Source organism: Intestinimonas massiliensis (ex Afouda et al. 2020) (assembly GCF_900626285.1).
Lineage (GTDB): Bacteria > Bacillota > Clostridia > Oscillospirales > Oscillospiraceae > Flavonifractor > Flavonifractor massiliensis_A.
Genome location: NZ_LR131148.1, coordinates 86,742 through 106,540, shown reverse-complemented (window position 1 = coordinate 106,540; position 19,799 = coordinate 86,742). Strand labels below are relative to the sequence as shown.

At 62.9% G+C, this 19,799-nt stretch carries 21 protein-coding genes and 2 other annotated features (1 of these 23 only partly in view); of the genes, 10 read left to right on the top strand and 11 right to left on the bottom strand.

The annotated features are described in order from the left end of the window. Positions 1 to 124, bottom strand: a binding site (T-box leader) (it extends 88 nt beyond the left edge of the window). Between the two features lie 44 nt (positions 125 to 168). After that, positions 169 to 1,227, bottom strand: coding sequence for an aspartate carbamoyltransferase (pyrB, locus tag E0E41_RS16400; RefSeq protein ID WP_130870972.1), 1,059 nt, complete (start codon positions 1,225 to 1,227; stop codon positions 169 to 171). 196 nt (positions 1,228 to 1,423) lie between these two features. Here pyrB and E0E41_RS16395 point away from each other — a divergent pair, with 196 nt between their 5' ends. Then, positions 1,424 to 1,966, top strand: coding sequence for a putative ABC transporter permease (locus E0E41_RS16395; RefSeq protein ID WP_130870971.1), 543 nt, complete (start codon positions 1,424 to 1,426; stop codon positions 1,964 to 1,966). Positions 1,967 to 2,007: 41 nt separating this feature from the next. Here the strand turns inward: E0E41_RS16395 and E0E41_RS16390 are convergent, their stop codons facing one another. Further along, positions 2,008 to 2,220, bottom strand: coding sequence for a hypothetical protein (locus tag E0E41_RS16390; protein ID WP_130870970.1), 213 nt, complete (start codon positions 2,218 to 2,220; stop codon positions 2,008 to 2,010). Positions 2,221 to 2,344: 124 nt separating this feature from the next. Between E0E41_RS16390 and E0E41_RS16385 the strand changes: the two genes are divergently transcribed. The 3 genes from E0E41_RS16385 to E0E41_RS16375 are packed head-to-tail and all read left to right on the top strand — an operon-like array spanning position 2,345 to position 3,957. Beyond that, entirely contained in the window at positions 2,345 to 2,863 is a 519-nt protein-coding gene (locus E0E41_RS16385) for a gamma carbonic anhydrase family protein (RefSeq protein ID WP_130870969.1), read from the top strand. A 13-nt stretch (positions 2,864 to 2,876) separates the two neighbouring features. Next, positions 2,877 to 3,728 (top strand): hypothetical protein, encoded by an 852-nt coding sequence (locus E0E41_RS16380; protein ID WP_130870968.1) that lies wholly within the window; start codon positions 2,877 to 2,879, stop codon positions 3,726 to 3,728. 58 nt (positions 3,729 to 3,786) lie between these two features. Continuing rightward, a complete protein-coding gene (locus E0E41_RS16375) occupies positions 3,787 to 3,957 on the top strand; it encodes a DUF1540 domain-containing protein (protein WP_130870967.1) in 171 nt (56 codons plus the stop codon). Positions 3,958 to 4,017: 60 nt separating this feature from the next. Here E0E41_RS16375 and E0E41_RS16370 read toward each other — a convergent pair whose 3' ends face one another. The 6 genes from E0E41_RS16370 to rsxC are packed head-to-tail and all read right to left on the bottom strand — an operon-like array spanning position 4,018 to position 9,174. Further along, positions 4,018 to 4,941: an RnfABCDGE type electron transport complex subunit B gene (locus tag E0E41_RS16370; protein ID WP_130870966.1), complete on the bottom strand. Its 924-nt coding sequence runs from the start codon at positions 4,939 to 4,941 to the stop codon at positions 4,018 to 4,020. Positions 4,942 to 4,956: 15 nt separating this feature from the next. Beyond that, positions 4,957 to 5,547: an electron transport complex subunit RsxA gene (gene rsxA / locus E0E41_RS16365; protein ID WP_130870965.1), complete on the bottom strand. Its 591-nt coding sequence runs from the start codon at positions 5,545 to 5,547 to the stop codon at positions 4,957 to 4,959. After that, positions 5,547 to 6,194 (bottom strand): electron transport complex subunit RsxE, encoded by a 648-nt coding sequence (rsxE, locus tag E0E41_RS16360; protein WP_130870964.1) that lies wholly within the window; start codon positions 6,192 to 6,194, stop codon positions 5,547 to 5,549. Before rsxE ends, rsxA begins: the two co-directional genes overlap by 1 nt. 14 nt (positions 6,195 to 6,208) lie before the next feature. Then, positions 6,209 to 6,766 carry an RnfABCDGE type electron transport complex subunit G gene (locus E0E41_RS16355; protein WP_130870963.1) on the bottom strand — a complete coding sequence of 186 codons (558 nt, stop codon included), beginning with the start codon at positions 6,764 to 6,766 and terminating at the stop codon, positions 6,209 to 6,211. Between the two features lie 3 nt (positions 6,767 to 6,769). Then, positions 6,770 to 7,831 (bottom strand): RnfABCDGE type electron transport complex subunit D, encoded by a 1,062-nt coding sequence (locus E0E41_RS16350; protein WP_130870962.1) that lies wholly within the window; start codon positions 7,829 to 7,831, stop codon positions 6,770 to 6,772. Further along, complete coding sequence (rsxC, locus tag E0E41_RS16345; RefSeq protein WP_130870961.1) at positions 7,828 to 9,174, bottom strand: electron transport complex subunit RsxC; 1,347 nt, start codon at positions 9,172 to 9,174, stop codon at positions 7,828 to 7,830. The genes E0E41_RS16350 and rsxC overlap by 4 nt, the downstream gene beginning before the upstream one ends. A 367-nt stretch (positions 9,175 to 9,541) precedes the next feature. Further along, positions 9,542 to 9,763: a binding site (T-box leader), on the top strand. A gap of 52 nt (positions 9,764 to 9,815) precedes the next feature. Here rsxC and ilvB point away from each other — a divergent pair. The 6 genes from ilvB (at position 9,816) to ilvD (ending at position 16,051) form a co-directional block, all read left to right on the top strand. Further along, a complete protein-coding gene (gene ilvB, locus E0E41_RS16340) occupies positions 9,816 to 11,525 on the top strand; it encodes a biosynthetic-type acetolactate synthase large subunit (RefSeq protein WP_130870960.1) in 1,710 nt (569 codons plus the stop codon). 15 nt (positions 11,526 to 11,540) lie between these two features. Next, positions 11,541 to 12,098 carry an acetolactate synthase small subunit gene (ilvN, locus tag E0E41_RS16335; RefSeq protein WP_130870959.1) on the top strand — a complete coding sequence of 186 codons (558 nt, stop codon included), beginning with the start codon at positions 11,541 to 11,543 and terminating at the stop codon, positions 12,096 to 12,098. Positions 12,099 to 12,211: 113 nt separating this feature from the next. Next, on the top strand, positions 12,212 to 13,231 hold the full coding sequence (ilvC, locus tag E0E41_RS16330) for a ketol-acid reductoisomerase (RefSeq protein WP_130870958.1): 1,020 nt from the start codon (positions 12,212 to 12,214) through the stop codon (positions 13,229 to 13,231). 138 nt (positions 13,232 to 13,369) lie between these two features. After that, positions 13,370 to 13,822, top strand: coding sequence for a hypothetical protein (locus tag E0E41_RS16325; protein WP_130870957.1), 453 nt, complete (start codon positions 13,370 to 13,372; stop codon positions 13,820 to 13,822). 16 nt (positions 13,823 to 13,838) lie between these two features. Next, entirely contained in the window at positions 13,839 to 14,249 is a 411-nt protein-coding gene (locus tag E0E41_RS16320; protein WP_130870956.1) for a DUF3997 domain-containing protein, read from the top strand. A 140-nt stretch (positions 14,250 to 14,389) separates the two neighbouring features. Beyond that, the gene (ilvD, locus tag E0E41_RS16315; RefSeq protein ID WP_130870955.1) at positions 14,390 to 16,051 is read left to right on the top strand and encodes a dihydroxy-acid dehydratase; all 1,662 of its coding nucleotides are present in this window, start codon (positions 14,390 to 14,392) and stop codon (positions 16,049 to 16,051) included. Positions 16,052 to 16,104: 53 nt separating this feature from the next. Here the strand turns inward: ilvD and E0E41_RS16310 are convergent, their stop codons facing one another. From E0E41_RS16310 to E0E41_RS16300, 3 genes are read right to left on the bottom strand one after another with little or no spacing between them, the layout of a single operon-like run. After that, positions 16,105 to 16,974, bottom strand: coding sequence for a DUF975 family protein (locus tag E0E41_RS16310; protein WP_130870954.1), 870 nt, complete (start codon positions 16,972 to 16,974; stop codon positions 16,105 to 16,107). A 44-nt stretch (positions 16,975 to 17,018) separates the two neighbouring features. After that, entirely contained in the window at positions 17,019 to 18,653 is a 1,635-nt protein-coding gene (locus E0E41_RS19190) for a sensor histidine kinase (protein ID WP_130870953.1), read from the bottom strand. A 1-nt stretch (position 18,654) separates the two neighbouring features. After that, positions 18,655 to 19,323, bottom strand: coding sequence for a response regulator transcription factor (locus E0E41_RS16300; RefSeq protein ID WP_130870952.1), 669 nt, complete (start codon positions 19,321 to 19,323; stop codon positions 18,655 to 18,657). Positions 19,324 to 19,799: the final 476 nt, after the last annotated feature.

Genomic DNA, 19,799 nt, shown 5'->3' with positions numbered 1-19,799 from the left:
CCTCTTACTCCATTCAGAAACGGGACTCCGGGACGACCTTCCCCGCGCCTTCGGAGAGCCTTGCACCACACCGGCTCCTCTCTGTACCTTTTGCGCAGGTACTCCTTCCCTTCTCAGCCTTTGGGACATAGTATATGCATTTTTCGGGCAAATGTCAAGCCCGTCCGCTTACCGCAGCTCCTTGTCGCAGTAGGCGCAGCAGTCCACGCCGCCGTTCTGCTTCACCAGAGGGGGCAGATAGTGCTCGGTCTGGGTGATGCAGTTGGGGTTGGAGCACACCGGCTTGGTGCCGATCTCCACCGGGTCGGGCTTCTTGCGCTCCTGGTTGGCCAGGTCGGTGAGCAGGGCCATCCGGGCGTACATGCCGTACCGGGCCTGCTCAAAGTACACCGCACGGGGATCGTCGTCTACATCAATGGAGATCTCGTCCACACGGGGCAGGGGATGCATCACCAGCAGATCCTTCCGGGCCCGGTCCAGCTTCCGGCGGGTGAGGACGTACACGCCCTTGCACCGCTCATACTCCAGGGGGTCCACAAAGCGCTCCCGCTGGATGCGGGTCATATAGAGCACGTCCAGCTGAGGCATGACGGTCTCCAGGCCGGTGACCTCCACGAACCACAGGTCGTTCTCCTTCATGAAGGAGCGGATATACTCGGGCACTGCCAGCTCACGGGGGGCGATGAGGTAGAACTTGACCCCCTTGAACTTGGCCAGGGCCTTGATGAGGGAGTGGACGGTACGGCCGTTCTTCAGATCGCCGCACAGGCCCACGGACAGGCCGTCCACACCGCCCCGCAGGCGGGTGATGGTGGTCAGGTCAGCGGTGGTCTGGGTGGGATGCATGTGGCCGCCGTCGCCGGCGTTGATCACCGGCACGTCGGAGTAGAGGGAAGCGGCCTTGGCGGCGCCCTCCTTGGGATTGCGCATGACCACCACGTCGGCGTAGCCGGACACCATCTTGATGGTGTCCTTCAGGGTCTCGCCCTTGGCGGTGGAGGTGGATTTGGGATCGGCAAAGCCGAACACCGAGCCGCCTACCCGCAGCATGGCGGTCTGGAAGGAAAAATTGGTACGGGTGGAGGGTTCATAGAACAGGCTGGCCATAACCCGCCCCCGGCAGGCGTCCATAAAATCGGCGGGGTGGTCCATAATATCACTGCACCGCTGGTACAGGGACTCCCACTCCGCCCTCGTCAGGTCTCCAAAGTCGATCAGATGCCGCATGACGCTTCATTACCCCTTTTGAATTTTTTCTATCGTATCATATTTCCCCACCTTCCGGCAAGAGCAGAATGGACAAATTTCCGTGCTTTTTCCCCCTGCCCATTGGTGGGTCCAGGAGACAATGATCCCTGCTAAAAACTGCATCGCATGTTTTCCCCTTTCCGGCCCATGCTAAGGCAGAAAAGGGGGCGGTCACATGGCCTGGTTCTGGTATTTTTTCATCTACAGCTTTTTGGGGTTCCTGTTGGAAGTGGTGTATGTGCGCATCCGCAGGGAGGGCAAACGGGACCGCAAGTGCCGGCTGATCCTGCCGGTCTGTCCGGTATATGGTCTGGGGGCTCTGGCCATTCTGCTGATGCCGGAGGTCGTCCGGCAGCACCCGCTGCTTCTCTTCCCCGCCGCCGCCCTGGCCTGCACCGGGGTGGAATACTTTACCGGCCTCTTTTATGAAAAGGTGTTTCGGGTGGCTTTCTGGGATTACTCTCACCTGCCCCTGAACCTGAGCGGGCGGGTGTGCCCCCTGTTCAGCCTGTTCTGGGGCTCACTGGCGGTTCTGGTGCTGGGGGTCCTCCACCCCCGGGTGACCCTGCTGGTTTCCTTCCTTCCGGCCTGGCTTCTGCCGCCGGTACTGGCTCTGTGGGGCCTGGACACCCTGCTCACCGCGCTGGTCCTCCGGCGGACGGAGGACACCAACGCCCTGCGCTGGTATGTCCGGCCCGCACACCGGAAGGCCGCTTGAGTCAATCCGGGGCAGGAGAAATCTCTCCTGCCCCGCTTTGCTCAGGCCCGGCGCAGCTCGTTCAGGGTCTCGTCGATCTTCTTCTGGGGTACATACGCCTGGGCCACCGACAGGATCTGTTCCAATGTAATGGTGCGGGCGGCCCCCATCATGGGGTGCTTCATTACCATGGGAAACCGGCGCTGGAGCACCGCCCGGGCACCCGGGTGGTCCAGCAGTTCGCCTACGGTGATCTTGTTGTGTTTCAGATCCATTGTGCTCACCTCCTCCCTATCCTATGCCGGGCACACCCAGATTTGACTTGCCAGCCCGGAGGGCACCCGCTATAATGAAGGGTATACCTGTCGATTTTTTCAGAAAAGGAGTGTGAAGGTTCCTGTGATCCATTCATATCAGGACAAATCCCCCGTCTGTGCCCCCACCGCCCGGGCTGCGGACAACGCCACCGTGCTGGGCAATGTGACCCTGGAGGCAGAGGCCAATGTCTGGTTCGGCGCGGTACTGCGGGGTGACGAGAGTTCCATCCATGTGGGTGAGGGCTCCAATGTACAGGATAACGCGGTGATCCACTGCGACCCCACCTATCCCGTATCCATCGGCAAGGATGTGACCATCGGCCACGGCGCCATCATTCACGGCTGCACCATCGAGGACCGCTGCCTCATCGGCATGGGCGCTATCCTGCTCAACGGCTGTGTCATCGGGGCGGGCAGTCTGGTGGCCGCCGGCGCCCTGGTCACCCAGAATGCCGTGGTCCCGCCGGGCAGCCTGGTAATGGGCTCCCCCGCCAAGGTAACCCGCCCCCTCCGGCCGGAGGAGGCCGCCGAAAACCTCCACTCTGCGGAGATCTACCGGCGCCTGTCCGCCCAGGAGCTGCCCCCGGCGGCAGGGGGGTAAGAGGAGGTGCCGCGTGAAGCAAAAGATTGATCGTTCCGAGCGCCGCAAACGGTTTCGGGACCAGGTCCGGGAAAATCCCAAGCTGGCCGCCGTCTACTTCATCCTGCGGCTGCTGGTTATCCTTATGCTTGTTGCCCAGTTCTTCAACGGCAACTTTGAAAACGTGTTCCTGTGCGTGCTCACCCTGTTTCTCTTTACGCTGCCCAGCTTTCTGGAGCGAAAGATCCGTATCGACATTCCCAACACGCTGGAGATCATCATCCTGCTGTTCATCTTCGCCGCGGAGATTCTGGGGGAGATCCGGGCCTACTACATCCAGTTCCCCTACTGGGACACCATGCTCCACACCATCAACGGCTTTCTGTGCGCCGCCATCGGCTTCTCGCTGCTGGACATTCTCAACCGGGATGAGCGGCTTACCTTCAGCCTGTCGCCCGTTTACTTGGCTCTGGTGGCCTTCTGCTTCTCCATGACCATCGGGGTGCTGTGGGAGTTCTTTGAGTGCACCATGGACCAGCTCTTCCTGCTGGACATGCAGAAGGACACCATCGTCCACTCCATCGGCTCGGTGATGCTGGATCCCACCGGCGGCAACCATCCGGTGGCCATCCACGACATCACCGATGTGATCGTGGTCACCGGCGACGGCACACAGCACCCCCTGGGTCTGGGGGGCTATCTGGATATCGGCATTCTGGACACCATGATGGACCTGTTCGTAAACTTCATCGGCGCGGTGGTCTTTTCCACCATCGGCTACTTCTATGTGAAAAACCGGGGCAAGGGCAAATTTGCCCGCCGGTTCATCCCCCAGGTTCTCCCCCCGGAGGAGCCTGAAAAGCAGGCGGAAAAAAAGGAGGAATAATCCGCTCCCTTCCGTGCCATACTACTGGCGTACCACGGAAACAAGGAGGAATTATTCCATGAATCAGACCCCTAACAACAGCATCAAGTGCTCCGTGTCCAACTGCGCCCACCACTGCCAGGGCCAGAACTACTGCACCCTGAATGAGATCAAGGTGGGCTGCTGCGAGCCCAACGCCACCAACTGCGCCTCCACCGAGTGCGCCTCCTTCCAGCTGGGCCAGCACTGAGCACCAGGGCAAAAAAATCAGGACCTGCAAGCTTGCAGGTCCTGATTTTTTTGCGTTCTCTTACTCCTTGGGCTCAGCGGGGGTCTCGGCCTTGGGGGCCTCGGCCTTGGGAGCCTCAGCCGCAGGAGCGGCGGGCTTGGCGGCGGCAGGAGCCGCCTTGGGCGCCGCGGGCTTCACCACGGGCACCTTGCCATCCACGGTGATCAGCTTGCGGGGGCACTTCTGGGCGCAGATCCCGCAGCCGATGCACTTCTCGTAGTCGATGACAGCCAGGTTGTTGACCATGGTGATGGCTTCCTTGGGGCAGTTCTTGGCGCACAGGGAGCAGCCGATGCAACCGTTGTCGCACACCTTCCGGGCGTCCACACCCTTATCGTGGGAGGAGCAGGGGATGGTGACGTGACGCTTGGTCTTGTAGGGCTCCAGGGCGATGATGTGCCGGGGGCACACGTCCACACACTTGCTGCAGGCCTTGCACTTCTCCTCGTCTACCTTGGCCACGCCGTCAATGACGTGGATGGCGTCGAAGGGGCACACTTTCTCACAGGAGCCCAGGCCCAGGCAGCCGTAGGAGCAGCTCAGGTCGCCGCCGCCGGGCAGCTTGGAGGCTGCCACACAGTCGTGGAGACCCACATACTTGTACTGCTTGTAGTTCTGACCGCAGCCGGTGCAGTGCACCTGGGCGATCTGCTTCACGGTAGCGCCGGCGGACACGCCCATGATCTCACCGATCTGAGCGGCCACAGCCTCGCCGCCGGCGGCGCAGGCGTTGACAGGAGCGATGCCCTTGGCCACGGCAGCGGCGTAGCCGGAGCAGCCGGGGTAGCCGCAGCCGCCGCAGTTGGCGCCGGGCAGGCAGGCCAGCACAGCCTCTTCCTTGGGGTCCACCTCAACGGCGAACACCTTGGCGGCGATGGCCAGCACCAGGCCGAAGATGGCGCCCAGCGCAGCCAGGACCACAACGGCAAAAATAACTGTATTCATACTCTTCCGCCTCCCTTAACCAAAGACCTTCAGGCCGGAGAAGCCCAGGAAGGCCAGGGCCACCAGACCGGCGGCCATCAGGGCGATGGGGAAGCCCTCAAAGGCCTTGGGGCACTCGGAGAACTCCATCCGCTCCCGGATGCTGGCGAAGATCACGATGACCAGCAGGAAGCCGATACCGCCGGTGATGCCGTACACCACGCTGGTGATGAAATCATAGCTGTTCTGGGTGTTCTGCAGCACCACGCCCAGCACCGCGCAGTTGGTGGTGATCAGGGGCAGGTACACGCCCAGGGCCTCGTACAGGGAGGGCATGGACTTCTTCAGGAACATCTCGATAAACTGCACCAGGGCGGCGATGACCAGAATGTAGGTCACGGTCTGCATGAAGGTCAGGCCCAGGGGCACCAGGATGAAGGCGTTGATGGGCCAGCAGATGGCAGAGGCCAGGCCCATGACGAAGATAACGGCCATGCCCATGCCGGAGGCGGTCTCCACCTTCTTGGAGACGCCCATGAAGGGGCAGATGCCCAGGAACTGGGCCACGATGAAGTTATTGACCAGGATGGCGCCCAGGGCCACGGTAAACAGTTGTGCCCAATCCATTACTTGGCCACCTCCTCAGTCTTTTTCTCAGTCTTCTTCGGCTTGTTCAGGAAATACTGCATGGCGGCGATGAAGCAGGCCAGGGTGATGAAGCCGCCCACCGGCAGGATCATGCCCAGAGCGGGGATGCCCTCGGGGATGATGCGGATGCCGTTGCCGCCGTTCAGGATGCCGCCGCCGAAGGTGCCGTTGCCCAGGAACTCACGGACCACACACATGATGATCAGGACCACGGTGTAGCCCAGGCCCTGGAAAATGCCGTCCAGAGCGGAGGCAACCACGCCGTTCTTGTAGGCGAAGGACTCGGCGCGGCCCAGGATGATACAGTTCACCACGATCAACGGGATGAACAGGCCCAGACTGGAGGACAGAGAGGGCAGGAAGGCCTGCAGGCACAGGTCAACGATGGTAACGAAGCCGGCGATGACCACGATGAAGCAGGCGATCCGGATGTTGTTGGGGATGATCTTGCGCAGGACGGAAATAATGATGTTGGCCAGGGTCAGGATCACCAGCACGGACACGCCCATACCAATGCCGTTGAACAGCGTGGTGGTGATGGCCATGGTGGAGCACATACCCAGCAGCTGGACGGTAACGGGGTTCTGGAAGAACATACCGTCCATGAATTGCTTTTTCACGTTCATTTTTCGCTACCTCCTTAGCCCATGCTGGCCGCGGCGGCGATGGCGCTGGTAACGGCCTCAGACACGCCGCGGGAGGTGATGGTGGCGCCGGTGATGGCGTTGATGTCGCCGCCGTCCTTGGTCACCTTGACCTCGCCGGTCTTGCCCACGAACTGGGCCTGCCAGTCAGCCTTACCGGCGTTGGAGCCCAGGCCGGAGGTCTCGCCGGTCTTGACGATGGAAATACCGGTGCAGGCGCCGTCGGGGCCTACGCCCACCATCACGGTCAGGTTGCCGCTGAAGGAGGTGGCGGGCTTCACCTGCACCACGTAGCCGGCGTCGCCGGCCTTGTAGATATCCTCCACCGTGGCATCGCCGCCGGTGTACTGATCGGTGACCTTCTCATAGCTGTCGGAAGGCAGCACCTTGGCCATGGCCTCTTGGGTGGTCTTTTCGTTGTTGGCCGCAATGTAGGGGGCGGTGACATGGTCCGTCAGGCCCAGCAGCAGAGCGGTGATGGCGCAGATGGCAAAGAGCACGATGACCAGAGTGGCCATCCCAGGCTCTTTCTTCTTGGTAACAGTTTCGCTCATGGTTTAGCCCTCCTTCCCGGCTTTCTTGGCCGCCTTGGCGGCAGCCCTCATTTCCTTGGTCACGCCGTAACGGTTGGGCTTGCCCACCTTGTCGATGAGCCACACGCAGCAGTTCATGATCAGGATGGAGTAGCTCACGCCCTCGGGATAGCCGCCGAAGTAGCGGATGAACACGGTCAGCAGGCCGCAGCCGATGCCGAAGATGATCTCGCCCTTCTTGGTGACGGGGCTGGTGACATAGTCGGTGGCCATGAAGAAGGCGCCCAGGAACAGGCCGCCGGAGAACAGCTGATAGGCCATCCAGGTCAGGCGGTCGGCGTCGCCCTTGGGGAAGATAAAGGTAAGTACAGCCACGGTGGCGATGTAGGCCACGGGGATGCGGGCCCGGATCACGCCCCGGGCAATGAGGTACAGGCCGCCCGCCAGCAGAGCCAGGGCGGAGATCTCACCGATACAGCCGCCCACATTGCCCACGAAAGCATCCAGGATGGAGGCGTCGGGCAGCAGGCCCTTGTGCATGAAGTCGGCACCCAGAGGAGTGGCGCCGGTCACCACGTCGGCGCCGGTCATGGTGACGGAGCCGGAGAGCAGACCGGCCCACTTGTCAGTGCCGATGCCGGGCACGATCCAGGTGGTCATGGCCACGGGGTAGCACAGCATCAGGAAGGCACGGCCGCCCAGGGCGGGGTTCATGAAGTTCTGGCCCAGGCCGCCGAACAGCTGCTTGACCACCACGATGGCGAAGAAGTCGCCGATGATCAGCATCCAGTAGGGCAGGGTGGGCGCGCACACGAAGGCCAGCAGCACACCGGTAACGGCGGCGGACAGGTCTCCGTTGGAGCAGGATTTGTGCATCAGCTTGCGGTAGGCCCACTCGAAGAACTCGCAGGCCACCACGGAAATGATGGTGGCGACCAGGGCACGGGGGCCGAAGAACACCACACCGAACACCAGAGCGGGCACCAGGGCGATCAGCACGTCCCGCATCAGGTTCTGGGTATCAATGGGGGAGGCCACGTGGGGAGACGAAGCCACCGTCAGATTCAGCTTTTTCTCTTCGTTCATGCTTTGGCCGCCTCCTTTGCCGCTTTCTCTTTGGCCGCCAGGTTGCGCAGCTCACCCTTGGTCACGCGGAAGGACTGGACCAGGTGGATGCGGGCGGGGCAGATGTAGTTGCAGGAACCGCACTCGATGCAGTCCATGACGTTGAGCGCCTCCGCCTCTTTCCACATGCCCTTCTCGGCGTACAGATGCATGTACACAGGGGTCAGGTGCATGGGGCAGACGTTGACGCAGCGGGCGCAGCGCAGGCAGACCTCTTCCTCCACAACGGGAGCGGCCTCGTGCTTGGTGAGGCAGAGCACCGCGTTGGTGCCCTTGATGCAGGTCACGTCCAGGTTGTACTGGGCGATACCCATCATGGGGCCGCCGGTGAGGACGCGGTCAGGCTCTTCCTTGAAGCCCTTGGCCTCGTCGATCAGGTACTGGAAGGAGGTGCCCAGGGGAACCAGCAGGTTCTTGGGCTCCTGGATGGCGTCGCCGGTGACAGTGATCACACGGTGGGTCACAGGCTTGCCGGACACCACGGCGTCATACACCGCGGCGGCAGTGCCCACGTTGAACACCGCGCAGCCCACATGGGCGGGCAGTCCTCCGGGAGGCACCTCCCGACCGGTGATCCGCTGGATCAGCTGCTTCTCAGCGCCCTGGGGGTACCGGGTGCGCAGGCTCTCCACGATCACGTCGCCCTTGCCGCCCACCAGAGCCTTCAGATGCTCAATGGCATCCTCCTTGTTGGCCTCCACGCCGATGGTGGCGCTCTTCAGGCCGAAGGCCTGCATCAGGATGCGGGCGCCGCCGATGACCCGCTCGCCCTGCTCCAGCATGAGGCGGTGGTCAGCGGTGATGTAGGGCTCACACTCGGCGCCGTTGAGGATGATGGTGTCCACCTTGCCGATGCCCGAGCTGATCTTCGCATGGGTGGGGAATCCGGCGCCGCCCATACCGGTGATGCCGGCTTCCTTCACGATGTTGACGATCTCGTCGGTGCTCAGCTTGGAGTAGTCAGGATGGGGCTCAAGCTCGCTCCCCCAGGTATCCTGGAAGTCGTTCTCGATCACCACCGACATCATCTTGCCGCCGCCCACATAGGGACGGGGCTCGATGGCCTTCACCTCGCCGGACACAGAGGCGTGGATGGGGGCACCCAGACCGGCAACCTCGCCGATCTTCTGGCCCACCTTGACATGGTCGCCCACCGCAACGATGGGCTTGCAGGGGGCGCCGATGTGCATGGACATGGCGATGACCACCTGCTTGGGAGGCGCGCTCAGCTGCGCTATCTCCTTGTGGCGTGCCAGCTCCTTCCGGTCATGGGGGTGCACGCCGCCGTAAAAGCTTTGCTTCATAGGTCCACCTCGCAAATCTGACCCACACACGGGTCATTTTTCTGAGTCGTTTGACCGGTATTTCAAACAGAATAATCATATCGCAATCACTCGAAATTGTCTAGCCAAATCTAACATTTTTCTGTCTTTTTTATTTAAACTTTCTAGTTTTATTTTTAATTTAACCTTTTAAAGCCATAAAAAGCCGCCCATATGCGCTAGACTGTGAAGTTTACTTTTTGACGTGATCGGAGATTTTTTCTCCCCCGCCGCTCACTTTACTTGTTTAAAATGGAGAAGTTCAAAAACTGAACGGGATTGGATTGACAAACAGGTTGGGGAACGCTATCATATTTTGTAAATCTACATTTCGTGTATGTCACGAAGGCCAAAGGCAATGACCGGGACAGTACGGACGGTACACAAGCGCAGAGAGGGAGCGGCTGGTGTAAGCTCCCGTGAGGCCGTTCCGGAAGGTCACCCGGGAGCAGCCCCGCCGAACAGATGGGTAGGCGGGGACGGTCCCCCTCCGTTATCGGGGCAAGAGCGCGCGGGCCAGGCCCGCGAAGTTAGGTGGTACCACGGAGCGCATGGCGGCTTCGCCCTAGAAGGGACGAAGCCGCCATGTTTTTTATCCCATCCAAAGGAGGTCTATCCAACCCATGAGAATGAAAACAGCCCAGATCCTGATGGAGTGCCTGCTGGAACAGGGGGTGGACACCGTATTCGGCTACCCCGGCGGTACTATATTAAATGTATATGACGAGTTTGAGCTCCACGGCTATAAGGAGAAGATCCGCCACATCCTCACCGCCCACGAGCAGGGCGCCTCTCACGCCGCCGACGGCTACGCCCGTGCCACCGGCAAGGTGGGCGTGTGCTTCGCCACCTCCGGCCCCGGCGCCACCAACCTGACCACCGGCATCGCCACCGCCTACTACGATTCCTCCCCCGTGGTGTTCATCACCTGCAACGTCAGCGAGAACCTGATCGGCAAGGACTCCTTCCAGGAGGTGGATATCACCGGCATCACCATGCCCATCACCAAGTGCAACTACCTGGTGAAGGACCCCAACCAGCTGGCCGACGTGATCCGGGAGGCCTTTGCCATCGCCCGGTCCGGCCGGCCCGGCCCGGTACTGGTGGACATCGCCAAGAACGTCACCGCCGCTGAGGCCGACTATGAGCGGCTTCCCCTGTCCGAGCACGCCAACCACGGCCGGCTGGGCGCCATGCTCCGCCGGGCCAGCCACGACCTGAAGGCCCCCGAGCCCGACGCCGGCGACATCCAGACCCTGCTGGACATGATCGAGGAAGCCCGCCGGCCCCTGGTGCTGGTAGGCGGCGGCGTGATCCGCTCCAAGGGCGCGGTGCCCGAGTTCCGCAAGTTCATCGAGACCCTCAACGCCCCGGTGGCCTCCACCATCATGGGCGGCGGCGCCTGCCCGGGCAACCACCCCCTGTTCACCGGCATGATCGGCATGCACGGCTCCCACGCCTCCAACTACGCCAGCGACCAGTGCGACCTGCTCATCGCCATCGGCTGCCGGTTCTCCGACCGGGTGGCCACCGATCCCGCCACCTTCGCCCCCAACGCCAAGATCGTCCACATCGACATCGACCGGGCGGAGATCGACAAGAACGTGGTCACCGACCACCACATCATCGGCGACGCCCGCCGGGTGCTGGAGCTGCTCAACGCCAAGCTGCCCGCCCACGACTACCCCGAGTGGAAGGAGTGGGTCTTTTCCCAGAAGGAGGTCCCCCTGAAGAAGGACAGCATCCTCCACCCCCACGAGATCCTGGAAACCATCCAGGCCGTCACCGACGGGGACGCCATCATCGCCACCGACGTGGGCCAGCACCAGATGTGGTGCGCCCAGTACTACCACTTCTCCCGCCCCGGCCAGTTCATCACCTCCGGCGGCTTCGGCACCATGGGCTTCGGCCTGGGGGCCGCCATGGGCGCCGCCGTGGGCAACCCGGGCAAGGTGGTGGTCCAGTGCACCGGCGACGGCTGCTTCCGCATGAACTGCCATGAGCTGTGCACCGTGGAGCACTACAACATCCCGGTGATCACCGTCATCTTCAACAACCGCACCCTGGGCATGGTCCGCCAGTGGCAGAACCTGATCTACAACAAGCGGTTCTCCCAGACCGACCTGGACCGGGGCCCCGACTTCGTCAAGCTGGCGGAGGCCTACGGCATCCAGGGTGAGCGCGCCGCCACCCAGCCGGAATTTGAGGCCGCCTTCCGCCGGGCGGTGGCCTCCGGCAAGCCCTACGTGATCGAGTGCGCCATCGACAAGGACGCCATGGTCCATCCCATGGTCTCCGCCGGTACTCCGGTCACCGACTTCATCTTGGATTAAAGGAGGGCGTGGAACATGAATGAACCCAATGTCACCCGCCGCACCCTCTCGGTGCTGGTGGAAAACTCCGCCGGCGTGCTGAGCCAGGTCTCCCGGCTGTTCTCCCGGAAGGGCTACAACATCGAGTCCCTGGCCGTGGGCACCACCGACGACCCTGCCGTGTCCCGTATCACCATCGAGGTCATGGCCGACGCGCCCATGATCGAGCAGATCATGAACCAGCTGCGCAAGCAGTTCCCCGTCTACTCCGTGCAGGAGCTGCTGCCTGAGCGGTCCATCCGCCGGGAACTGGTCATGTTCAAGGTGAAGGCCGAGACCCATGACATCCGCAACGAGGTCATCCAGATCGCCAACATCTTCCGGGCTTCCATCATCGACGTGTCCCTCAAGTCCCTCACCCTGGCCCTCATCGGCGACGAGACCAAGGCCGAGGCCATGCAGAAGCTGCTGGAGGCCTTCGGCATCCTGGAGCTGGTACGCACCGGCATGGTGGCCCTGGAGAGAGGCGCCTATACCATTGGGGACGAGACGAAAGAGCAAGCAGAATTTAATCTGGGGAAAAACTTCCTGTGAGTTCACCGGGAAATCTTTTTTGAGATTGTATCACACTTATCATTCTTTTCTGCCCCGCTGTGCTATCATCGGGGACAAAGATCCACAGCTTATGATAAAGGAGTGCAAAGAGTATGGCTAAGATGTATTATGAGAAGGACTGTGACCTGTCCTACCTGAACGGTAAGAAGATCGCGATTATCGGCTACGGCTCCCAGGGCCACGCCCACGCCCTCAACCTGAAGGATTCCGGCTGCGACGTCTGCGTCGGCCTGCGTGAGGGCTCCAAGAACTGGGCCAACGCCGAGAAGGCCGGCCTCACCGTCAAGACCATCCCCGAGGCCGCCAAGTGGGGCGACATCGTGATGATCCTCATCAACGACGAGGTCCAGGCCGACGTCTATAAGAAGGACATCGCCCCCTACATGACCGAAGGCAAGGCTCTGGCTTTCGCCCACGGCTTCAACATCCGCTATCAGCAGATCGTTCCTCCCGCCGGCGTGGACGTGTTCATGGCCGCCCCCAAGGGTCCCGGCCACACCGTCCGTTCCACCTACGTCAACGGCAAGGGCGTGCCCTGCCTGGTGGCCGTGGAGCAGAACGCCACCGGCAACGCCTATAAGATCGCTCTGGCCTACATCGCCGGTATCGGCGGCGCCCGGGCCGGCGTGATGGAGACCACCTTCCACGACGAGACCGAGACCGACCTGTTCGGCGAGCAGTGCGTGCTGTGCGGCGGCGTTGTGGACCTGATGAAGTGCGGCTTCGAGACCCTGGTGGAAGCCGGCTACGAGCCCGAGAACGCTTACTTCGAGTGCATCCACGAGATGAAGCTGATCGTGGACCTGATCAACAAGGGCGGCGTGGCTGCCATGAACTACTCCATCTCCGACACCGCTGAGTACGGCGAGTATGTCTCCGGTCCCCGCGTCCTCCCCTACGAGGAGACCAAGAAGAACATGCGCAAGGTGCTGGACGACATCCAGGACGGCACCTTCGCCGGCAAGTGGATCGCCGAGAACAAGAACGGCCGCACCTTCTTCAACTCCAAGCGTGCCAACCTAAAGAAGCACCAGATGGAGATCGTGGGCGAGGAGCTGCGCAAGAACATGATCTGGGGCGGCGACAAGGATCTGGACACCGCTTCCAACTGATTACACATCGTACATGCACAGGGCCCCGGAGCTGTCCGGGGCCCTTACATTTTTCTTAAAATATTGTTTTTCAATAAAATTTAATTGATTTATAATATGTTCTGTGCTATCCTGTAGGGCAGAAAGGGGGCTCTGCCCATGCTGAAACGACTGCTGCTGCTCCTGCCGGTGCTTCTGCTGGCGTCCTGTACCGCCTCGCCGGTCAAAGAGGTATCCCAGGCTCTGGACCTATCCCTGCCGGAGGGAGACGTCATCACCGACATCGACACCCACGGGGGGTTTCACGGGGACGGAACCTCCTGTGTCGTCCTGGCCTTCACCCCGGAGAACGGAGCAATGCTGGCGGAGGAGCTGGCCGGGCGGGCTGATTGGCAGGCCCTGCCTCTGGATGATCTGTCCGCCAGCGTGCTGGACTCTATTCTCTCTCAGCTGGCCGACGACGGACTGAGCTACACGGTCCCTACCCAAGGCTGGTACTGGTATCAGGACCGCTCCCCGGCCGGACACAGCCTGGATTTCCCACTCAACTGCACCCTGGCCGTCTACGATCCCCAGAGCTGTCAGCTGGCCTATTTTTGTCTGGACTGCTGATGGAAGGAGGTTTTTTATGAAAAAACATTCTCTGCTCCTGGTTCTCCCGGCCCTGCTGGCGGCAGTGCTTTTCTGCTCCTGCGCGGGGGCGGGCGACTGGGCCTTCACCGGCCTGCCGGGAAACTATGAAATCTGGCGGCTCAACGCCAGTGAGATCGCCCTTGTGGAGCGCACCGGCGACAACATCGCCGACTCTGTGGTGGGGCCCTACGTCTGCGCCGTGGCCTGGAACGAGGACTATATCCTGGCCCGGCAAAAGCCGGAGCGGAACAGTCCGGAGGAAGAGAGCGTCTGCTACCTGGTGACGGTGTCCTCCGGAACGGTGGACGGGCCCTATACAGAAGCCGAACTTCAGGTTCAGCTGGACAGGCTGCACATTCCCCTGACCGACGGGGACTGGGTGGATGTCCTGCAGCTGAAGCCCTGACCGGTACCCGCTGTTTTTGGGAGATTGTATCATAGCTATCATTCTTTTCTCCCGGCACTGCGCTATAATAAGAGCAAACTTGACATTCCGGTTTTCTTCCGATAGGATGAAACAGACAGAAACCGCAAGGAGGGTTTGCCATGCGCAGCGACAATGTAACAAAAGGGGTGGAGCGTGCCCCCAACCGCTCCCTGTTTTACGCTCTGGGCTACACCAAGGAGGAGCTGGAGCGCCCCCTCATCGGAGTGGTATGCTCCTACAATGAGATCGTGCCCGGACATATGAACCTGGACAAGATCGCTGAGGCCGTCAAGGCCGGCGTTCGGGCCGCCGGAGGCACTCCGGTGGAGTTTCCCGCCATCGCCGTGTGCGACGGCATCGCCATGGGCCACATCGGCATGAAATACTCCCTGGTGACCCGGGACCTGATCGCCGATTCCACCGAGGCCATGGCCATGGCCCATCAGTTCGACGGCCTGGTGATGATCCCCAACTGTGACAAGAACGTGCCCGGCCTGCTGATGGCCGCCGCCCGTGTCAACATCCCCACCATCTTCTGCTCCGGCGGTCCCATGCTGGCCGGCCGCCTGGCCGACGGCCGCCGCTCCTGCCTGAGCCACATGTTCGAGGCGGTGGGCGCCTACAAGGCGGGCAAGCTGGACGAGGAGGGCGTGGAGGACTATGAGGTCAACGCCTGCCCCACCTGCGGCTCCTGCTCCGGCATGTACACCGCCAACTCCATGAACTGCCTCACCGAGGCCATCGGCATGGGCCTGCGGGGCAACGGCACCATCCCCGCCGTGTGGTCCGCCCGGCTGCGGCTGGCCAAGCATGCCGGTATGCAGATCATGGAGCTGGTGAAGAAGGGCATCAAGCCCCGGGACATCATGACCCCCGCCGCCTTCCACAACGCCGAGACGGTGGACATGGCCCTGGGCTGCTCCACCAACACCATGCTCCACCTGCCCGCCATCGCCCACGAGTGCGGCATCGAGCTGGATCTGGACATGTCCAACGAGATTTCCTCCAAGACCCCCAACCTGTGCCACCTGGCCCCTGCCGGGGACACCTACATGGAGGACCTGGAGGGCGCCGGCGGCGTGTACGCCGTCATGAAGGAGCTGACCAAGAAGAACCTGCTGGACACCAGCGTGCTCACCTGCACCGGCAAGACCCTGGGCGAGAACCTGGAGGGTGTGGTCAACCGGAACCCGGAGCTGATCCGGCCCATCGAGAACCCCTACTCCCAGGACGGCGGCATCGCGGTGCTCAAGGGCAACCTGGCCCCCGAGGGCTGCGTGGTGAAGCGCTCCGCCGTGGCCCCCGAGATGATGACCCACACCGGCCCCGCCCGGGTGTTCGACAGCGAGGATGAGGCTATCGCCGCCATCTATGAGGGCAAGATCGTCTCCGGCGACGTGGTGGTCATCCGGTACGAGGGCCCCAAGGGCGGCCCCGGCATGCGGGAGATGCTCAACCCCACCTCCGCCATCTGCGGCATGGGCCTGGGCGAGAGCGTGGCCCTCATCACCGACGGCCGGTTCTCCGGCGCCACCCGGGGCGCCTCCATCGGCCACGTCTGCCCCGAGGCCGCTCAGGGCGGCCCCATCGCCTTCGTGGAGGAGGGGGACATCATCTCCATCGACATTCCCAGCTGCTCCATCACCCTGAACGTGGATGAGGCCACCCTGGCTGAGCGCCGTGCCAAGTGGGTGTGCCCCGAGCCCAAGGTCAAGACCGGCTATCTGGCCCGGTACGCCAAGCTGGTCACCTCCGCCGCCAGAGGCGCCGTTCTGGAATAAGACAAGCAAAAACACCGGCCTGCCGCAGATGCGGCAGGCCGGTGTTTGTTTGCTCAGAAGTTCGGCTTGTTGTCGTCGTAGGGGCTCTGATAGGAGGAGCCCTGGTAGCCGGAGTCCTGGAAGCCGGGCTGGTCATTGGGGAAGGACCCGTATACCACCCAGTGGTAGAAGTTTGCCTCGCTGGCCCAGGCGTAGGGGCCCACCCACAGGCTCAGGATACCCAGGGTAAACGCGGAGAGGATCCACCACCAGAAGAAGGAGAAGTCCAGGCAGAACATCTCCAGCTTGTGGCCCCGCATGGCCTGCTTGCTGGCGGTAATGGAGGCCAGCGCCCCCATGTCGGGACGATCCAGCAGGAAGTAGGTGGCCAGGCGGTAGCGGTAGGAGATGGCCACATCCACCACCGTGCCGGCCAGAAGCAGCAGGACACCCAGGAACACCAGGCCGGAGCTCTCCACCGCAGCCCCAACGGTGAGTACCACGATACCGGGCAGCATAAGCAGCAGGCCCCACAGGCTGGTAAACAGAGCGGTCAGGAAGCTGACCAGCAGGGCCTTGCCCAGGTGGGAGAAGCCCTCCAGCAGGGTGCGGTAGCCCGGTCCCGTCCGCCGGGCCAGCCCCAGAGCATAGGCGGTATATCCGAACTGCATCACCCACTGGTAGAGGGTGATCAGCAGCTCCATCAGCAGATAGACACCCACCCGCTGGGGTGTAAAGATGTAATGCAGAACTCGTTGGGGATCCTCCCCATCTATCAGGTACCAGTATGCCAGCGAAAAGGGGTTGGATACAAAATACATGATAACGCTGGTCAGCACGCCGGTAAGCAGGATGTATACCAGTGTCACCAGCATGGGGTGGGGATAGGCCCCACGCATGGCCAGTCTGGCCCGGTACTTCGCCTCCGGTCGGTTAAATTTCATAAAGATCCCTCACAATCTGATTCTCGTGAGGGTATCATACCACATCACTGGGCGCTTTGCAAGCTGGGGAGCGACACCCGGAATATAACGCCGCCCGCCCGGTTGGAGGCGGAACACTCCCCTCCGTGGGCCTTCATGGCCGCCTTCACGATGGCCAGGCCCAGGCCGGTGCCGCCGGTATCCCGGCTGCGGCTCTGGTCGCTCCGGTAGAAGGGCTGCCAGATCCGGCGCAGCTCCCGCTCCGGGATGTTGTCCCCGTCGTTGTCCACCGTCAGCACCGCCCACCGGCCCTCCTTGCCTACCTTCACGGTAATGGCCCCGCCGGGGGTGCAGTGGCGCAGGGCGTTGGAGGCCAGGTTGGCCGCCGCGCTCTCCAGCCGGGCCCGGTCCCCCTCCGTCCACACCGGGGACAGGTCCAGCTTCAGGGTGATCCTCTTCCGCTCCAGGGGCAGGGCCAGCCGGTCAAAGACCTCTTTCACCAGGGCGGACAGCTCCACCGGCTCCCGGTTCAGGGCCTCCCCCCGCTCCAGCCGGGCCAGGTCCAGCAGGGCGGCGGTGAGGGCGGCCATCCGGTCGGTCTCGGAGAGCACCACGTCCAGGTACTCCTCCCGCTTGGCCGGATCGATGTCCTCCCTCAGGGATTCGGCGTGGGCCCGAAGGATGGCCAGGGGGGTCTTCAGCTCATGGGCCGCCGCCCGGGTGAAGGCCCGCTCCCGCCGGATGGTCCGGTACTCCAGCCAGGCCGTCAGGACGGCCAGAGCTGCCGCCGCCCCCAGGGTCAGCAGGATCACAGGGCCCAGACCGGCCAGGGCGTAGAGGGAGGGCAGGCGATAGCTGACAGCCATCGCCCGAAAGGCAGTCTTGTACAGATAGGCGTTGGAGCTGTCACGGTCCTCCGGCAAGATGACCGTGGGCATATACTCTTTCGCCCATCCCGGATTGGCCGCTTCCAGATCGTCTACCTCCGCCTCCATCTCCCGGTACTGCTCCAGCCGCTTCTCCGGCCCGCCCCTGCCCGTCAGGGGGGAGGAGAATTCCACCCAGCCGATCCGGCAGGTCTCCGGCTCCCGGCCGGGAAAGAGGTCGATGTCCGCGTCCGCCAGCACCACCTGCTCCTCCCCCAGCTGGAGAGTCAGCTTTCGGACATAGAACACATTGTCCTCCAGCCAGCCCACCGCCTCCGATTCGCTGCCGATGGTGACCTCCCTCCCGATGCGCTCCTGGTAGTACCCCGTTCCCCGGCGGTTCAGGAGCCGGGCGGCTGCCACCAGCTGCTCGTCCGTCATGGTCTGGTCCAGGAGCATATGGCAGGAGATAGCTTCGGACGGATTGTCCTCGCTGTACAGTGTGGCGGCCGCCGTCAGCAGCTGGCTCTGGCCCAGCCGCTGGCCGTCGTCATCGTACAGGCGGGCAAAGCCCTGCCCGCCGTAAGCCTTCAGGTCCTCACAGCCGCTGACCGTCAGCCAGCAGGAGATCCAGTCCTTTTGTTCTGAACTCCAGCTGAAGGAGGTCTGCCCCATCAGAATGCTGTTGGAAAGCCGGTATTGCTGCGTCAGCGCATCCTGCTGGGCCCACCGGCAGTTGATCCAGAGCAGAGGGGCCATCACCGCCCCCCACAGCAGCAGAAAGATCGCCAGTTTCCCTGCCAGACACTTGAAAAACAGCCGCTTCTCCGCCATGTCAGCCGCCCTCCATTCGATAACCCGCCTTGAACACCGTCTTGATCTGGCTCCCCGCCGGGCCCAACGCGGCCCGCAGGCGCTTGATGCCTACGTCCACCGCCCGCTCGCCGCCGTCAAAGTCGATGCCCCACACCTTGTCCAGCAGCTGCCCCCGACTGAGCACCTGGCCCTGATTGCGCATCAGGCAGAGCAGCAGGGCATAGTCCCGGGGAGAGAGCTCCACCGCCGCCCCGGCCACGGTACACCGCCGCAGGACGGGTTCCAGGGTGATGGCCCCGCAGGTGAGTTTCTCGCCGTCCTCTCCCCGGCTGCGGCGGATCAGGGCTTTCGTCTTGGCCAGCAGCACCGCAAGGGAGAAAGGCTTGGTCACATAGTCGTCCGCCCCCAGCTCGTAGCCCCGGAGCATGTCCCGCTCCTCCCCCAGGGCGGTGAGGAACAGGATGGGCACCCGGCTGTGGGCCCGCACGGTCCGGCACACCGCGAAGCCGTCGGCCTCCGGCATGAGCACGTCCAGCAGCACCGCATCGTAGTCCCGCTGCCGCAGCAGCTCCAGGGCCTCCGCCCCGTCCTTCGCCAGGTCGCAGGCCACCCCGTGGGCCTGAAAATAATCCCGGACGATGGTGCGCATCCGTTCCTCGTCCTCGGCCAGCAGCACCCGCTCCTCCATTTCCCTTCCCTCCCTTCGCTCTCAGGATAGCACTCAGTTGTGTCGGTTTGATGTCACGGAGAAAAAAACGTCCCGGAGGAAAGACCCCTCCGGGACGCATGTCATGCTGTTACCGGCGTCCGGCACCGCCGCCGCGGAAGCCGCCGCCTCCACGGAAACCGCCGCCGCCGCGGAAACCTCCTCCGCCGCCGCGGAAACCACCGCCGCGGAAAGAACTGCCACCCCGTCCGGCACCGCCGCCGCGGAAGGCCCCGCCGCTGTGGAAGCCGCCGCCGCCCATGGGCGGCGGCGGCTTCCACAGCGGCGGGGCCTTCCGCGGCGGCGGGGGCGGGCGGGGGGGGGGGTCTTTTCGCGGCGGGGGGGTTCCGGGGGGGGGGGGGGGGGTTCCGGGCGGGGGGGGGGTGTGTGGGGGGGGGGGGGGTGCGCGGGGGGGGGGTGGGCGGGGGCGCGAGGGTCGGCGGGGGCTGTTTTCGCAG

Excerpts from the sequence above, each read along its gene's own strand:
- pyrB (WP_130870972.1), bottom strand. The coding sequence starts at position 1,227 with ATGCGGCATCTGATCGACTTTGGAGACCTGACGAGGGCGGAGTGGGAG.
- E0E41_RS16395 (WP_130870971.1), top strand. The coding sequence starts at position 1,424 with ATGGCCTGGTTCTGGTATTTTTTCATCTACAGCTTTTTGGGGTTCCTG.
- E0E41_RS16390 (WP_130870970.1), bottom strand. The coding sequence starts at position 2,220 with ATGGATCTGAAACACAACAAGATCACCGTAGGCGAACTGCTGGACCAC.
- E0E41_RS16375 (WP_130870967.1), top strand. The coding sequence starts at position 3,787 with ATGAATCAGACCCCTAACAACAGCATCAAGTGCTCCGTGTCCAACTGC.
- E0E41_RS16370 (WP_130870966.1), bottom strand. The coding sequence starts at position 4,941 with ATGAATACAGTTATTTTTGCCGTTGTGGTCCTGGCTGCGCTGGGCGCC.
- rsxA (WP_130870965.1), bottom strand. The coding sequence starts at position 5,547 with ATGGATTGGGCACAACTGTTTACCGTGGCCCTGGGCGCCATCCTGGTC.
- rsxE (WP_130870964.1), bottom strand. The coding sequence starts at position 6,194 with ATGAACGTGAAAAAGCAATTCATGGACGGTATGTTCTTCCAGAACCCC.
- E0E41_RS16355 (WP_130870963.1), bottom strand. The coding sequence starts at position 6,766 with ATGAGCGAAACTGTTACCAAGAAGAAAGAGCCTGGGATGGCCACTCTG.
- E0E41_RS16350 (WP_130870962.1), bottom strand. The coding sequence starts at position 7,831 with ATGAACGAAGAGAAAAAGCTGAATCTGACGGTGGCTTCGTCTCCCCAC.
- rsxC (WP_130870961.1), bottom strand. The coding sequence starts at position 9,174 with ATGAAGCAAAGCTTTTACGGCGGCGTGCACCCCCATGACCGGAAGGAG.
- ilvB (WP_130870960.1), top strand. The coding sequence starts at position 9,816 with ATGAGAATGAAAACAGCCCAGATCCTGATGGAGTGCCTGCTGGAACAG.
- ilvN (WP_130870959.1), top strand. The coding sequence starts at position 11,541 with ATGAATGAACCCAATGTCACCCGCCGCACCCTCTCGGTGCTGGTGGAA.
- ilvC (WP_130870958.1), top strand. The coding sequence starts at position 12,212 with ATGGCTAAGATGTATTATGAGAAGGACTGTGACCTGTCCTACCTGAAC.
- E0E41_RS16325 (WP_130870957.1), top strand. The coding sequence starts at position 13,370 with ATGCTGAAACGACTGCTGCTGCTCCTGCCGGTGCTTCTGCTGGCGTCC.
- E0E41_RS16320 (WP_130870956.1), top strand. The coding sequence starts at position 13,839 with ATGAAAAAACATTCTCTGCTCCTGGTTCTCCCGGCCCTGCTGGCGGCA.
- ilvD (WP_130870955.1), top strand. The coding sequence starts at position 14,390 with ATGCGCAGCGACAATGTAACAAAAGGGGTGGAGCGTGCCCCCAACCGC.
- E0E41_RS16310 (WP_130870954.1), bottom strand. The coding sequence starts at position 16,974 with ATGAAATTTAACCGACCGGAGGCGAAGTACCGGGCCAGACTGGCCATG.
- E0E41_RS19190 (WP_130870953.1), bottom strand. The coding sequence starts at position 18,653 with ATGGCGGAGAAGCGGCTGTTTTTCAAGTGTCTGGCAGGGAAACTGGCG.
- E0E41_RS16300 (WP_130870952.1), bottom strand. The coding sequence starts at position 19,323 with ATGGAGGAGCGGGTGCTGCTGGCCGAGGACGAGGAACGGATGCGCACC.